12 protein-coding genes and 1 pseudogene are annotated in these 15124 nt (G+C 70.5%); 7 read left to right on the top strand and 6 right to left on the bottom strand.

The genetic code is table 11. The features are described 5' to 3' along the window. Positions 1-45: 45 nt before the first annotated feature. Both glnA and AC1MIR_RS19580 read right to left on the bottom strand, forming a co-directional pair. A complete protein-coding gene (glnA, locus tag AC1MIR_RS19575; RefSeq protein WP_480029864.1) occupies positions 46-1485 on the bottom strand; it encodes a type I glutamate--ammonia ligase in 1440 nt (479 codons plus the stop codon). 189 nt (positions 1486-1674) lie between these two features. Continuing rightward, the gene (locus AC1MIR_RS19580) at positions 1675-2013 is read right to left on the bottom strand and encodes a P-II family nitrogen regulator (protein WP_480029865.1); all 339 of its coding nucleotides are present in this window, start codon (positions 2011-2013) and stop codon (positions 1675-1677) included. 318 nt (positions 2014-2331) lie between these two features. Here AC1MIR_RS19580 and AC1MIR_RS19585 point away from each other — a divergent pair. Beyond that, positions 2332-3234 (top strand): annotated as a pseudogene (locus tag AC1MIR_RS19585) (aminotransferase); the annotation flags it as partial. Positions 3235-3304: 70 nt separating this feature from the next. Here the strand turns inward: AC1MIR_RS19585 and hppD (AC1MIR_RS19590) are convergent. Continuing rightward, positions 3305-4414: a 4-hydroxyphenylpyruvate dioxygenase gene (hppD, locus tag AC1MIR_RS19590; protein ID WP_480029866.1), complete on the bottom strand. Its 1110-nt coding sequence runs from the start codon at positions 4412-4414 to the stop codon at positions 3305-3307. A 144-nt stretch (positions 4415-4558) separates the two neighbouring features. After that, entirely contained in the window at positions 4559-5665 is a 1107-nt protein-coding gene (gene hppD / locus AC1MIR_RS19595; protein ID WP_480029867.1) for a 4-hydroxyphenylpyruvate dioxygenase, read from the bottom strand. Positions 5666-5735: 70 nt separating this feature from the next. On the opposite strand from hppD (AC1MIR_RS19595), the gene AC1MIR_RS19600 reads away from it, so the two are divergent. From AC1MIR_RS19600 to AC1MIR_RS19615, 4 genes are all read left to right on the top strand, one after another. Continuing rightward, the gene (locus tag AC1MIR_RS19600; RefSeq protein ID WP_480029868.1) at positions 5736-6197 is read left to right on the top strand and encodes an Lrp/AsnC family transcriptional regulator; all 462 of its coding nucleotides are present in this window, start codon (positions 5736-5738) and stop codon (positions 6195-6197) included. A 72-nt stretch (positions 6198-6269) separates the two neighbouring features. Further along, the gene (locus tag AC1MIR_RS19605; RefSeq protein WP_480029869.1) at positions 6270-7436 is read left to right on the top strand and encodes an ROK family transcriptional regulator; all 1167 of its coding nucleotides are present in this window, start codon (positions 6270-6272) and stop codon (positions 7434-7436) included. 17 nt (positions 7437-7453) lie between these two features. Continuing rightward, on the top strand, positions 7454-9010 hold the full coding sequence (locus AC1MIR_RS19610; RefSeq protein ID WP_480029870.1) for an ABC transporter substrate-binding protein: 1557 nt from the start codon (positions 7454-7456) through the stop codon (positions 9008-9010). Positions 9011-9133: 123 nt separating this feature from the next. After that, positions 9134-9604 (top strand): GNAT family N-acetyltransferase, encoded by a 471-nt coding sequence (locus AC1MIR_RS19615; protein ID WP_480029871.1) that lies wholly within the window; start codon positions 9134-9136, stop codon positions 9602-9604. Positions 9605-9608: 4 nt separating this feature from the next. Here the strand turns inward: AC1MIR_RS19615 and AC1MIR_RS19620 are convergent, their stop codons facing one another. Continuing rightward, entirely contained in the window at positions 9609-10784 is a 1176-nt protein-coding gene (locus AC1MIR_RS19620) for a TIGR03862 family flavoprotein (RefSeq protein ID WP_480029872.1), read from the bottom strand. Positions 10785-10825: 41 nt separating this feature from the next. Here AC1MIR_RS19620 and AC1MIR_RS19625 point away from each other — a divergent pair, with 41 nt between their 5' ends. Beyond that, entirely contained in the window at positions 10826-11830 is a 1005-nt protein-coding gene (locus AC1MIR_RS19625; RefSeq protein WP_480029873.1) for an NAD-dependent epimerase/dehydratase family protein, read from the top strand. Between the two features lie 66 nt (positions 11831-11896). Continuing rightward, positions 11897-14257: a xanthine dehydrogenase family protein molybdopterin-binding subunit gene (locus AC1MIR_RS19630; protein ID WP_480029874.1), complete on the top strand. Its 2361-nt coding sequence runs from the start codon at positions 11897-11899 to the stop codon at positions 14255-14257. A gap of 25 nt (positions 14258-14282) precedes the next feature. On the opposite strand, the gene AC1MIR_RS19635 is transcribed toward AC1MIR_RS19630, so the two are convergent. Further along, a complete protein-coding gene (locus AC1MIR_RS19635; protein WP_480029875.1) occupies positions 14283-15110 on the bottom strand; it encodes a hydroxypyruvate isomerase family protein in 828 nt (275 codons plus the stop codon). Positions 15111-15124: the final 14 nt, after the last annotated feature.

The raw sequence follows: 15124 nt of genomic DNA on the forward strand, positions 1-15124 counted from the left end.
CTTGCGCGGCCCGGCCCCCCGGGACTCATCCAGCCTGAGGCGGGATCAGACGCTGTAGTACATCTCGAACTCGACCGGGTGCGGGGTGTGCTCGAAGCGGTACACCTCGCCCCACTTCAGCTCGATGTAGCTCTCGATCTGGTCCTTGGTGAACACGTCGCCGGCCAGCAGGAAGTCGTGGTCGGCGGCGAGCGACTGCAGCGCCTCACGCAGCGAGCCGCACACCGTCGGAATGCCCTTCAGCTCTTCCGGCGGCAGGTCGTAGAGGTCCTTGTCCATGGCGTCGCCCGGATGGATCTTGTTCTTGATGCCATCGAGGCCGGCCATCAGCATCGCGGCGAAGGCGAGATAGGGGTTCGCGCCCGGATCGGGGAAGCGCACCTCGACGCGCTTCGCCTTCGGGCTCGTCGCGTAGGGGATGCGGCAGGAGGCGGAGCGGTTGCGGGCGGAGTAGGCCAGCAGCACCGGCGCCTCGAAGCCCGGGATCAGGCGCTTGTAGGAGTTGGTCAGCGGGTTGGTGAAGGCGTTCAGCGCCTTGGCGTGCTTGATGATGCCGCCGATGTAGTAGAGTGCCGTCTCGGACAGGTCGGCATAGCCGTTGCCCGCGAAGACCGGCTTGCCGCCCTTCCAGATGGACTGGTGGACATGCATGCCGCTGCCGTTGTCGCCGTAGATCGGCTTCGGCATGAAGGTCGCGCTCTTGCCGTAGCTGTGCGCCACGTTGTGGATGCAGTACTTATAGATCTGCAGGTGGTCGGCCATCTTCACCAGCGTGCCGAACTTCATGCCGAGTTCGTGCTGGCTCTGCGCCACCTCGTGGTGGTGCTTCTCGATCACCACGCCCATCTCGCCCATGGTGGACAGCATCTCGGCGCGCAGGTCGCTCTCGCTGTCCACCGGCGGCACCGGGAAGTAGCCGCCCTTGACCACCGGGCGGTGGCCCATGTTGCCCTCGGGGTAGTCCTTCAGGCTGGCCTGCGGCCCCTCGATGCTGTCGAGCTGGTAGATGCCGTAGTTGCCGCCCGTGCCGAACTTCACGCTGTCGAACACGAAGAACTCAGCCTCGGGGCCGAAGAAGGCGGTGTCGCCGATGCCGGTGCTCTTCAGGAAGGCCTCGGCGCGCTTGGCCGTGCTGCGCGGGTCGCGCGAATACATCTGGCCGGTCGAGGGCTCGATGATGTCGCAGAACAGGATCAGCGACGGCTTCGCCGCGAAGGGATCCATGCAGGCGGATTCGGCGTCCGGCATCAGGATCATGTCGGACTCGTTGATCGCCTTCCAACCGGCGATCGAAGAGCCGTCGAACATGATGCCGTCGGTGAAGGTGTCTTCCTCGATCGTGGAGACGTGCTGCGCCGTGTGCTGCCACTTGCCGCGCGGATCGGTGAAGCGGAAGTCCACGTATTCGACGCTATGCTCCTTGATCATCTCCATGACCTTGGAGACGGCGGCATTGCCCCCGCTTGCTGCCGGCTTCTTCGCCATCGTGTGAGGTCCTGTTCCTCTGCGTGTTCCGGTCCCGTTTGCCGCGCGGCGGAGACCGGTGCCCCGCAACGCGCCCATCTCGCCGTCCTGCCCCCCGCGGGGATACCGGCGATCCGGCGGGCCGCGCGCGGGCATCCGCGCCGGCCCTTCCCTTCCCCCGCCGTCCTGGCGGGGCGTTGTCCCTGCGGCCTACACCGCCTCCTCGCCGCGCTCGCCGGTGCGGATCCGCACCACCTCGTGCACGTCGCTGACGAAGATCTTGCCGTCGCCGATCCGCCCCGTCCGCGCCGCCGCGGTGATCGCCTCGATCGCGCGCTCCGCCAGGTCGTCCGGGCAGACCACCTCGATCTTCACCTTGGGCAGGAAATCCACGACGTATTCGGCGCCGCGGTAGAGCTCCGTGTGCCCCTTCTGGCGACCGAACCCCTTCGCCTCCACCACGGTCAGCCCCTGCAGGCCGATCTCGTGCAGCGCGTCCTTCACCTCGTCGAGCTTGAAGGGCTTGATGATGGCCTCGATTTTCTTCATCGGCTCCGTCGCTCCGCACGCCGCGCCCCATGCGCCAGCCTGCGACCCCTCCTCCCGAACCCCGTCGCCGCGTCGGGCGGCTTCGAAGGCGCCGGCGGTCCTGCCGGCAGCCGGCGGGGTTTTGCATGGCCCGTGCCAGACGGGCAACGCCACTGGCCGGGGATTCTGGCGATTGCGTCACCAACCCTGTACCGCACTTGGGCAAACTGCTCAATGCACGGGCAGCAACCATGCCGCACCGTTGCGCGGCGGGCCCGGCATCGCCATTCTCCGCCCGCCGGCGGCCCCGCCCGGCCGCGCCCCCGCTGGAACACCGACGTGAAGCCCCAGAACGACCTGCTCTCCGCCACCGGCACCACGATCTTCACCGTCATGTCGGCGCTGGCCGTCGAACACGGCGCGATCAATCTCGGCCAGGGCTTTCCCGATTACGACGGCCCGCCCGACGTGATCCACGCCGCCGCCGCCGCGCTGCTCGACGGCCGCAACCAGTACCCGCCGATGACCGGCGTGCCGGAGCTGCGCGAGGCGGTCGCCCATGCCAACCGGCGCTTCTACGGCCTCGAGGTGGACCCGAAGACCGAGGTCGTCGTGACCTCCGGCGCGACCGAGGCGATCACCGCCTGCCTGATGGCGGTGCTCAATCCCGGCGACGAATGCGTGCTGATCGAGCCGCTCTACGACACCTACCTGCCGGTGGTGAAGTTGTTGGGCGCGGTGCCGAAGCTCGTGCGGCTCTCGCCCCCGAAATGGGAGCTGCCGCGCGCCGAACTCGCCGCGGCCTTTGGCCCGAGGACCAAGGCGATCCTGCTCAACTCGCCGATGAACCCCGCCAGCAAGGTCTTCACCGCGGCGGAGCTTGCCTTCATCGCGGAGCTGCTGACGAAGCACGATGCCTATGCCGTGTGCGACGAGGTCTATGAGCACCTGACCTTCGACGGATGGAAGCACATCCCGCTGATGACGCTGCCGGGCATGCGCCAGCGCTGCATGCGCGTCGGCAGCGCCGGCAAGACCTTCAGCCTCACCGGCTGGAAGGTGGGCTACGTCACCTGCGACGCCTCGCTCGCGCCGAATGTCGCCAAGGCGCACCAGAACCTCACCTTCACCACGCCGCCGAACCTGCAGCGCGGCGTCGCGGTGGGGCTGATGAAGGAGGATGCCTATTTCGAGGGCCTGTCCTCCGCCCTGCAGGCGAAGCGCGACCGCCTGGCGGCGGGGGGGGGGGGGGGGGCGGGGGGGCGCGCGCTGGCGCGGCTGGACGACTGGCGTCCCGCCGCGCCCTGAGTGGCTATTCGGCCGCCGGGTTCAGCACGCCGCGGCGGATCTGGTCGAGCTCGATGCTCTCGAACAGGGCGCGGAAATTGCCTTCGCCGAAGCCCTGGTCGCCCTTGCGCTGGATCAGCTCGAAGAAGATCGGGCCGATCACCGTGCCGGTGAAGATCTGCAGCAGCCGCCCGCCTTCCGGCGTCGGCGCGCCATCGGTCAGGATGCGGTTCTTCGCGAGACGCGCGACTTCCTCCTCCGACAGGTCGGGCATCCGCTGGCGCAGCAGCTCGTAGTAGGTGTCGGGCGTGTCCATGAACTCAACGCCGCCCGCCCGCATGGCCTCGACACTGCCAAACATGTCGGTGGTGCCGAGGGCGACGTGCTGGATGCCCTCACCGCGATAGGCGCGCAGGTATTCCTCGATCTGGCTCTTGTCGTCGCTGCTCTCGTTGATCGGGATGCGGATCTGGCCGCAGGGCGAGGTCAGCGCGCGGGACTTGAGGCCGGTCAGCTTGCCCTCGATGTCGAAGTAGCGGATCTCGCGGAAGTTGAAGAGCTTCTCGTAGAACTGCCACCACACATCCATCCGGCCGCGATGCACGTTGTGGGTGAGGTGGTCGATCACCGTCAGGCCGTTGCCCGCGGGCTTCGGGTCGCGCACGCCCATCCAGCGGAAATCCACGTCGTAGATGCTGCCGTTCTCGCCGTAGCGGTCCACGAAATACAGCAGCGATCCGCCGATGCCCTCGATGGCCGGGATGTTCAGCTCCATCGGGCCGACCCGGCCGGTGACGGGGCGCGCGCCGAGCGCGATCGCGCGATTGTAGGCCTGCGCGGCGTCGGCCACGCGGAACGCCATGGCGCAGGCGGAGGGCCCGTGCACGCGCTGGAAGGACTGCGCGAAGCTTTCCGGCTCGGCGTTGAGGATGAAGTTGATGTCGCCCTGGCGCCACAGCGTCACGCGCTTGGAACGGTGCTGCGCGACCGCGGCGAAGCCGAGCTGGGTGAACAGCGATTCGAGATAGGGGATGTCGGGCCCGGTGAACTCGACGAATTCGAAGCCGTCCGTGCCCATCGGGTTGATGTCGCTGATCGTGCCGGCGACGGCGGTGCGGTCGGGCGGGATGTCCATGGACGTGTTCCTTCCTGCGGTGGCAGGAGAATTAGCCCAGGCGTGGAAGAGAATTCGGGCGAAATGGCCATCCGGCAGGCTAATTGACGCAGTATTTCGCCAATATGGCCCGAAAAATTGGTGAAAATTGCTTCTGCGCGGGCGCTAGGCCTTGGGCGGCAGCGTGCCGCGGCGCATCTGCTCGAGCTCGGCGCTCTCGAACAGCGCCTTCACGTTGCCCTCCCCGAAGCCCTGGTCGCCCTTGCGCTGGATGATCTCGAAGAAGATCGGGAAGAGCAGGGTGGCGGTGAAGATCTGCAGCAGGCGCCCGCCATCGGGCGTCGGCGCACCGTCGGTCAGGATGCCGTTGCGGGCGAGGCGCGCGATCTCCTCCGCGCCGAGGTCGGGCATGCGGGCGGGCAGCAGCTCGTAATAGGCGGCGGGCGTCTCCATGAAGGGCACGCCCTGGCGGCGCATGGTCTCGACGGCGGCGAAGATGTCGCTCGCGCCGAGCGCGATGTGCTGCACGCCCCCGCCGTTGTAGGCGTGCAGGTATTCCTCGATCTGCGAGGTGTCGTCGGCGCTCTCGGTGATCGGGATGCGGATCAGGCCGCAGGGCGAGGTCATAGCCCGCACATGCACGCCGCTCTGCCGGCCCTCCACGTCGAAATAGCTGATCTGGCGGAAGTTGAAGAGCTTCTCGTAGAAATGCGACCAGGCATCCATCCGGCCGCGATGGACGCTGTGCGTCAGGTGATCCACCACCGTCAGCCCGTCGCCGGCGGGCACCGGCTCGCGCGCGCCGGTCCAGTGGAAATCCACGTCGTAGATGGAGCCGCGATCGCCGTAGCGGTCCACGAAATACAGCAGGCTGCCGCCGATGCCCGAGATCGCCGGGATGTTGAGCTCCATCGGGCCGACACGGCCGGCGACGGGCTTCGCACCGAGTGCGACGGCGCGCGCATGGGCCTTGGCCGCGTCGGCGACGCGGAAGGCGATGGCGCAGACGGAGCGGCCATGCACGCGCTGGAAGGCGTTGGCGAAGCTGTCGGGCTCGGCATTGACCACGAAGTTGATGTCGCCCTGGCGCCACAGCGTCACGGCCTTCGAGCGGTGCCGCGCGACGGCGGCGAAGCCGAGGGAGGCGAAGGTGGCCTCGATCTGCGGGATGTCGGGCCCGGTGAACTCGATGAACTCGAAGCCGTCGGTGCCCATCGGGTTGGTGTCGCAGATGATGCCGGCGATCGGGGTGCGGTCGGGCGGGGTCTCCATCCACCTGGTCCTTGCTGGCGCGCTGCTTGCCCGGATGGAATCATCCTGCCCCATGCCTGGAACGAACGCCATGATCGAGCTCGACGCCGCCGACCGGCGCATCCTGCGCGTGCTGCAGCGCGACGGACGGATCGCGGTGACGCAGCTGGCGGAGGAGGTCGGGCTTTCCGCCACGCCCTGCCTGCGGCGCATCCGGCGGCTGGAGGAGGCGGGCGTGATCGCCCGCTACGCCGCGCTGGTGGATCCGAAGCGCGTTGGCCTGCCGATCCAGGCCTTCGTGCAGGTGGCGCTGGCCTCCCATGCCGAGGAGGTGGCGGAAGCCTTCCACAAGGCGATCGCCGCGCGGGAGGAGGTGCTCGCGGCCTGGGCGATGAGCGGCGACATGGACTACCTGCTGCATGTCGTCGCGGCCGATTTCGACGCCTATGCCGAATTCGCGCTGAAGGCGCTGCTGCGCATGCCGGGCGTGAAGGAGACGCGGAGCTCCTTCGTGCTGACGGCGCTGAAGCCGCCGGGGGCGGTGCCGGTGTGACACGCGGCGCTTGACGCCGGTGCGGCTGCCGCGCCACCATTCTTGCCCTAAGCAAGAATCACCACAGGAAACGTGCAGGACGCCCCCCGCACCCGCCGCCAGACCCGTGCCGCGATCCTGTCCAGGCTGCTCGCCTCGGACGGGCTCTATCGCCCGCGCCTGGCCGCGGAATGCCGGCTGACCGAAGGCAGCATCTCGCGCATCCTGGCCGAGCTGCGCGCCGAAGGCCTGGTCGAGGAACCACGCCGGCCGACGCCCTATCCCGGCGGGCCATCCTCCATCGTTGTCTTGAACAAGGATCTGCGGGTCGCCGCGCTGGAATTCGCGAATGACCGGCTCGGCTTCGGCATCGCAAGCCTGGCCGGCGAGCCCGACACCGCCACCCGAATCCCGCTGCCCGCCGGCGCCGCGCCGCCCGCCATCGCCGCCGCGGTGGCCGAGGCGGTCGGCAGCCTGGCCGAGTGGTGCGCCCGCCATCGCATCCGGCCACGCCAATTCGCCGTCTCCATCCCCGGCTACCGCGCGGGTGCCGCGAACCCGATCCTCGGCCTCGACGCCGAAGCGTTGGAGGCGCGGCTGCGCGCGGCGTTCCCGGCTGTCCCGATCGCGCTCTGCAACACCGCCACGGCCCAGGCCGCGATCCACCTGCATGGCAGGGGCGGCGCCATCGAGGAGCGGCATCTCTTTCTGTATCTCGGCCATGGCGTCGGCGCGGCCTGGGTGGATCCGGTGACCGCCGGCGATCCGATCCGTGCCGTCGAACTCGGCCATGCCGTGCTCGACCCGGACGGCCCCGCCTGCCGCTGCGGCCATCGCGGCTGCCTCGAAGCGCATGCCTCCACCGTCGCACTGGCCGATCTGGCGGGCGTGGACGAGGCGGCCCTCGTCGCCGCCGGCCCGCGCTGGCCCGACCTCATCCGCCTGACCCCGCGCCGGACCGAGGTGCTGCGCCGCGTGCTGCGCGCCACCGGCCTGGTGCTCGGCAATGCGCTGAACGCGGCGGGGCCGGCGCGGCTTGCCGTCTGCGGCTGGCCCGCGGCGCTGCCGCCGGCGCTGCGCGCCGCGCTCGAGGATGGCGTGGACCGCAGCCTCTTCGGCGGTCGCGCCGGGCCCGTCGCCTTCCTGCACCCGACGCTCGGCCAGGAGCCGGCCGCGGCGCTTGCCTACGCCGTCCATGCGCTGGTGCGCGCGGGCGGCATGCCACCGATCGAGGATGCGCCGGCGCAACTCGCCGGTTGACGAAGGGAGGAGAAGAGATGCGCAGGACAGGATGGGCGCTGGCGCTGCTGGCCGGACTCTCGCTGGCGGGGCCGGCCGCCGCGCAGAGCGTGCTGCGGGTGAAGCCGTCCTCGGATGTGCGGACCACGGATCCGCATCTCGGCTCCGACAGCATGGCGCGCAACCTGGGCTACATGGTGTTCGACACGCTCTTCGCCGTGGATGCCGAGCTCCGCGTGCGGCCGCAGATGGTCGAGAGCTTCGAGGCGGCCGAGGGCGGGCCCATCTGGCGCTTCCGCCTGCGCGAGGGCCTGGTCTTCCAGGACGGCACGCCGGTGACCTCGGCCGACGTCGTCGCCTCGCTGCGGCGCTGGGCGCAGAATGACGGGCTCGGCCAGCAGCTGATCGCGCGCGGCGCGGTCTTCGCCGCCGCCTCGCCGCGCGATTTCTCGCTCACGCTCAACGCCCCATGGGGCATGGTGCTGGAGGCGCTCGGCAAGCCCGGCGCGCCGGTGCCCTTCATCATGCCCGAGCGCCTGGCGCAGACGCCGCCGAGCCAGGCCGTGCCGGAACTCGTCGGCAGCGGCCCCTTCCGCTTCCTGCGCGAGGAATGGCGCGCCGGCGACCGGCTGGTCTTCGCGCGCCACGCCGGCTACCGCCCGCGCAGCGAGCCCGCCAGCGGCATGGCCGGCGGCAAGGTGGCGCATTTCGACCGCGTCGAATGGCGCATCCTGCCCGACCAGCAGACCGCGCTCGATGCGCTGCGCACCGGCCAGATCGACATCGCCGAGGACATCCCGGCCGACCTGCTCGCGGTGCTGCGGCGCGACCGCAACATCGTCATCGCCAACCAGGACGAACTCGGCGTCGCCCAGCAGATCCGGCTGAACTCCACCCAGCCGCCCTTCGACAATCCGCGCCTGCGCCGCGCCCTGCTGGAGGCGGTGAACGGCCAGGACTTCCTGAACGCGGTGACCACCGACGCCAGCCAGGGCCGCGTCTGCAACAGCTGGTATGTCTGCTCCTCGCCCTGGTACACCGAAGCCGGCTGGCCGCGGCCGAACCTGGAGCGCGCGCGGCAGCTCGTGCGCGAGAGCGGCTATGACGGCACGCCGGCGGTGCTGCTCAACGCCGCCGAGAACACCAACATCAACGCCTTCACGCTGGTCGCCGACCAGCTGCTGCGCAGCATCGGCATCCGCACCGACGTGCAGAACATGGACTGGGCGACGGTGGTGTCGCGCCGGCAGAGCCGCGAGCCGAACAGCCGCGGCGGCTGGTCCATCTTCATCTCCGGCCCCGGCGGGCTCGACATGATGGAGCCGGTCAGCCACCTGGGTCTGCGCAGCAACTGCGAGCGCGCCTGGTTCGGCTGGCCCTGCGACGCGGAGATCGAGCGCCTGCGCGCCGCCTTCGCCGATGCGCAGGACGAGGCGACGAAGCGCGACATCGCCGGGCGCATCCAGGCCCGCGCGTTGGAGACGGTGCCCTACATCCCGATCGGCGTGCAGTATCAGCTGCGCGCGCACCGGGCGAATCTGACCGGCCTGCTCAACCCGCCCGCGCCGGTCTACTGGAACGTCAGCCGGCGCTGAAGATGCGCTGCACGGCCGATTCCGACGCCCGTGCGGGTTTCGCGCTGAAGCCACCGCGGGCGGTGCCGGTGTAACCACCCGCCGATCCGCGGAGAATGGGAGAGCTCCGAGCGGAGAGGCGCGATGCGGGACCAGGAGGAGGGCGTGCGGCCCGTCGTGACCGGCGATCTTCCCGCGCTGCGGGCGGTGATCGCCGCGACCGGGCTGTTTCCGGCCGAGATGCTGGACGGCATGGCTGCCCCGTTCCTGACCGGCGAGGCGGAGGAGGTGTGGCTGACCGCGGCAGGCGGCGCCGCGGTCGCCTATGTGGCGCCGGAGCGGATGACGCAGGGAAGCTGGAACCTTCTGCTGATCGCCGTGCATCCGGGCCACCAGCGGCGTGGGCTCGGCGCCGCGCTCGTCGCGGCGGCGGAGGCCGAGGTCGCGGCGCGGGGCGGCCGCCTGCTGCTGGTCGAGACGTCGAGCCTGCCGGACTTCGACGGCACGCGCGCCTTCTATCGGCGGCAGGGATACGAGCAGGAGGCGCGGATCCGCGACTTCTACCAGGCCGGCGAGGACAAGGTCGTCTTCCGCAAGCTGTTGCGCGCAGCCTGATCGCTCAGGCGTTCCGCGCCAGCACGCCCCGCGCAGCCGCCACCCCCGTCGCGAAGCAGGCCTGCAGCAGGTAGCCGCCGGTCGGCGCTTCCCAGTCCAGCATCTCGCCGGCGGCGAAGATTCTTGGATGCTTCCGCAGCATGAAGCGGTCGTCGAGCTCGGACCAGGCGATCCCGCCGGCGGAGGAGATGGCGCGCGAAAGGGCGGCCAGGGAGCGCGTCACCAGCGGCAGCGCCTTGACCAGCGTGGCAAGATCCTCGCTTGCGCCGGCGTGTCGTGCCTCGTGGATCAGCGCGATCGCGACGGGCGGCAGGGCCAGCGCCTTGCGCAGCGCGGTGCTCACCGTCTCGCCACGACCGCGCGCGGCGAGCCTGGCGCGCACCGTCTCCATCGTCATGTCGGGGCGCAGGTCCAGCGTGAGGCGCGCCTCGCCCTGCTGCGCGATGGCGTCGCGGACCGGTGCGGAGAGCGCATAGACCGCGCCGCCCTCCAGGCCGCCGGCCGTCAGCATCGCCTCGCCGCGGACGGTGGCGCCCGCATGCGTGATCGCGATGCGCTTCAGCGGCGTGCCGAAGAGCGGGGCGAGCTTCGCCGACCAGGGGATGATCACGCCGGCATTGGTGGGCGCGAAGGGCGCGATGGCGACATCCGGCAACAGCGATGCCCAGGACCCATCGGAGCCGAGCCGCGGCCAGGAAGCGCCGCCGCAGGCGAGCAGCACGGCGTCGGCCTCCGGCGCAATCTCGCCCTCCGGCGTGGCGAAGCGCAGCGGCGCGAGCCCGACGCAGCGATGCCGGGTGCGGATCTGCACGCCGAGCGACGCGAGCCGGCCGAGCCAGGCGCGCAGCAGCGGCGAGGCCTTCAGCGGCTTCGGGAAGACCCGGCCGGACGACCCCACGAAGGTCTCGATGCCGAGGCCCTCGCACCAGGCGATCAGCGAAGCGGGCGGGAAGGCGCGCACCGCGTCCAGCAGCAGCGGCGCCTGCGGGCGGTAGCGGGCGAGGAAGGGCTCGAGCGGCTCGGAATGCGTCAGGTTCAGCCCGCCGCGCCCGGCCATCAGGAATTTCCGGGCGACCGAGGGCATGGCGTCGAACACCGTCACCGCGCAGCCCGCCTGCGCAAGGATTTCGGCGGCGATCAGCCCGGCGGGGCCGGCGCCGATGACGGCAACATGGGGCATGGCGGCTTTCTGCGCCCGGCCGGGCGGGATATCCAGTCGGCATGGATGCGATCCTCGTCACCGGCGGCGCCGGCTTCGTCGGCCTCAATGTCGTGGAGGCGCTGCTCGCCCGCGGCGAGCATGTGGTGGTGTTCGGACGGGAGGCGGCGCTGCCCGATCCGGCGCCCGCCCGCTTTGCCGCGCTGCCGGGCCGCGTCGAGGTGATCCAGGGCGACGTGACCGACCAGGCCGCGCTGCGGGAGGTTTTCGGCGGGCGGCGCATCGGCGCGGTCTTTCCCTTCGCCGCGATCACCGCCGGGCCGCAGCGCGAAGCCGCCGATCCGCAGCGCATCCTGGATGTGAACCTCGGCAGCGTGATCGCCACGCTGCAGGCGGCGCGCGATGCGGGCACGGTGCGGCGCGTGGTGCTGCCGTCCTCCGGCGCGGTCTATGGCGAGAGTTCCTATGCCTTCCCGGTGCTGGACGAGGCGACGACCCCGCCGGTGCCGATCAGCCTCTACGGCGTGACGAAATACGCGGTGGAGCGGGCGGGGCTCCGGCTTGCCGGGCTGTGGGGGCTGGATGCCGTCGCCGCGCGGATCGGCGCCACCTTCGGCCCCTGGGAGCGCGACACGGGCATGCGCGACACGCTCAGCCTGCATCTTGCCTTCGCCGAGGCGGCGCGGCGCGGGGAGGCGGTGGTGCTGCCGCCGGCGCCGCTGCCCGGCTATGACTGGGTCTATGTGCGCGACCTGGCGGCGGGACTGCTGGCGCTGCTGGATGCGAAGGACCCGCCGCATCGGGTGGTCAATTTCGGCAGCGGCATGGACTGGGCGCCGCATTACGCCGCCTGCCTGGATGTTCTGGCCGCCCGCTTCCCCGGCTTCCGCTGGCGCCATGCCGAAGCCGGTGAGGCGCCGAGCCTGCGCTGGAACGAGAGCCAGCCGCGCGGCGTGATGGCGATTGCGCGCGCCGCCGATTTCGGCTGGTGCCCGCGCTTCGATCCCGCCTCGGCCACCGCGGATTACGCGGGGTGGTTGGCAAACGGGGATCAGGGATTACGCTAGGGGTCTCTGCCCCCACCCCGACCCTCCCCCGCAAGCGGGGGAGGGAGAATCGAGGATCTTCCCGGCATGCCCGACACCCTTGCCTTCGATCCCTCTCGCCTGAAGTTTGGCATCGGCCAGCCGGTGCCCCGCGCCGAGGACCCGACGCTGCTGACCGGCCGCGGCAACTACACCGACGACATCCAGCTTCCCGGCCAGGTCTGGGCGGTGATGGTGCGCAGCCCCTATGGCCATGGCGTGATCCGGGGCATCGACACCGCGGCCGCGAAGGCGATGCCGGGCGTGCTCGGCGTGTGGACAGGCGCGGACCTGCCGGCCTTCGGCCCGATGACCTGCGCGATGCCGCTGAAGAACGCGGACGGCTCGGCCCTGAACTCCACGAAGCGCCAGCCCCTGGCGACCGACAAGGTCCGCCATGTCGGCGATCCCGTGGCCTTCGTGGTGGCGGAGACCAAGGCGCAGGCCAAGGACGCGGCCGAGGCGGTGGAACTCGACATCGAGCCGCTGGACGCCGTGACCGATGCCTCCGCCGCCGCCGCCCCCGGCGCGCCGCAGCTCTATGACGAGCATCCGAACAACGTGGTGCTCGATTTCGTCGCGGGCGATTCGGCCAAGGTGGCGGAGGCCTTCGCCAAGGCCGCGCATGTCACGAAGCTGTCGATCCGCAACAACCGCATCGTCGTCGCCGCGATGGAGCCGCGCAGCGCGATCGGCAGCATCGAGGACGGGCGCTACGTGCTGCGCGTGGGCTGCCAGGGGGTGTTCGGCCTGCGCGCCTCGCTCGCCGCGCAGATGGGCGTGGAGACGAAGCAGGTGCGGGTGCTGACCGGCAATGTCGGCGGAAGCTTCGGCATGAAGGCCGGGCTCTATCCCGAATACGCCTGCCTGCTGCATGCGGCGAAGCAGCTCGGCCGCCCGGTGAAGTGGACCGACGAGCGCACCGGATCCTTCCTGTCGGACGCGCATGGCCGCGACCATGAGGTGGAGGCCGAGCTCGCGCTGGATGCCGAGGGAAAATTCCTGGCGGTGCGGCTGGTGAGCTACGCCAATATGGGCGCCTGGCTCTCCGCCGTCTCGCCGCTGATGGGCACGGGCAACTTCTTCAAGAACGTGCAGTCCAACTACGCGACGCCGGCGATCGAGGTGCGCACCAAATGCGTGCTGACGAACACCGTGCCGATCAGCGCCTATCGCGGCGCCGGCCGCCCCGAGGGCAACTACTTCATGGAGCGGCTGATCGAGCAGGCGGCGCTGGAGATGGGCAAGGACCCCGTCGCGCTGCGCAAGCTGAACCACATCCGCCCGGACCAGTTCCCGTATTCCGCCGCCTCCGGCTCGGTCTATGACGGCGGCGCCTTCACCGCACTGCTGGAGAAGACGCTGGAGGCCTCGGACGCCGCCGGCTATCCGGCGCGCGTCGCCGCGAGCAAGGCGCAGGGCCTGCTGCGCGGCCGCGGCATCGGCAACTTCCTCGAGTGCACCGCGCCGCCCACCAAGGAACAGGGCGGCATCCGCTTCGAGAAGGACGGCACCGTCACCATCATCACCGGCACGCTCGACTACGGGCAGGGCCATTGGAGCGCCTTCGCGCAGGTGCTGCACCAGTCGCTCGGCGTGCCCTTCGCGCAGGTGCGTCTGCTGCAGGGCGATTCGGACGAGCTGATCGCCGGCGGCGGCACCGGCGGGTCGAAATCCATCATGGCCTCGGGTGCGGCCATCGTCGAAGCCAGCGAGAAGGTGATCGAGAAGGGCAAGGCGGCCGCCGCCTGGGCGCTGGAAGCCGCCGTCTCCGACATCGAGTTCGAGGCCCATGCCGGGCCAGAGGCCAGCGGGCGCTTCACCATCGCCGGCACCGACCGCGCGATCGGCATCATGGAGCTTGCCGCGAAGCTGCGCGCCACGCCGCAGAAGCCGGAGGGCGTGCCCGAGAACCTGGACGTGACGCATGTCTTCGACCAGGCGCCGCAGGCCTATCCGAACGGGTGCCACGTCTGCGAGGTCGAGGTGGACCCCGAGACGGGCGTGGTGCGGATCGACCGCTACCTCGCTGTCAACGACTTCGGCGTGCAGGTGAACCCCCTGCTGGTCGCAGGCCAGGCGCATGGCGGCATCGCACAGGGCGTCGGCCAGGCGCTGCTCGAACACGTCGTCTTCAGCGAGGATGGGCAGCTCGTCTCCGGCAGCTACATGGACTACGCGCTACCGCGCGCCGGTGACCTGCCTGCGATCGCGACGGAGAGCCACTCCATCCCCTGCACGACCAATCCGCTCGGCGCCAAGGGATGCGGCGAGGCCGGCTGCGCGGGCTCGCTGCCGGCGGTGATGAACGCGCTGGTGGATGCGCTGAAGCCGCTCGGCGTGACGCATATCGACATGCCCGCGACGCCGGAGCGGGTGTGGATGGCGATCCAGGGCGCGAAGGCGTAGGCGACTCCCGAAAGCCCTCTCCCCTCTAGGGGGGGTTCAACGCCGAAGGCGTTGGACGGTGGGTGAGGGGGGCGAGCAACTCCCGGAACCGCCCCAGCCAACCGATTCCGTCCGTCGTGGCGCCGCGCGGGCGATACTCCGCGGCGATCCAGTCGTCGTAGCCGGCCTTCCGCAGCGCGGCGAACGCCGTCGCGAAGTCGATTCCGCCGCTGAACGGCTCGTGCCGGCCGGGCGCGTCGGCGAACTGCACATGCGCGATGCGCGCGCCGGCCTTCGCGATGGCGGCCGGCAGGTCGGTCTCGGTGCGCGCCATGTGATAGAGATCGAATTGCAGCCCGGCATTCGGATGGTCCGCCTCACGCAGCACGCGCAGCGCGGCGTCCAGGCTGTCCAGGAAGAAGCCGGGCACGTCGAAGGGGTTCACGGGCTCCACCAGCACGCGGATGCCGAAGGGCGCGAAGGCGTCGGCGGCGTGGCGCAGGTTCTCGACCAGCGTCGCACGGCAGGCGGCACGGTCGGCATCCGGTGCGGGACGGCCGGAGAGGATGTTCACCCGCAGCACGCCGAGCGCCCGTGCATAGGGGATGCAGCGTTGGACGGCGGCCCGGAATTCCGCGCAACGGTCGGGCAGGGCGCCGAGCCCGACATCGCCGCCCGCGATGTCCCCGGCCGGGATGTTGATCAGCACCACCGGCATCCCGGCCGCCTGCGCCGCCTGCGCCAGTGTCGAGGCGTCGTGGTCGTAGGGGAACTGGATCTCCACCCCCTCGAAGCCGCAGGCGGCCGCCGCGGCAAAGCGCACCGGCAACGGCAGGTCGGCGAACAGAAGAGACATGTTGGCGGCGATCCGCATCGGCGTTCCCGGGG

Source organism: Falsiroseomonas sp. RANM36 (assembly GCF_056682175.1).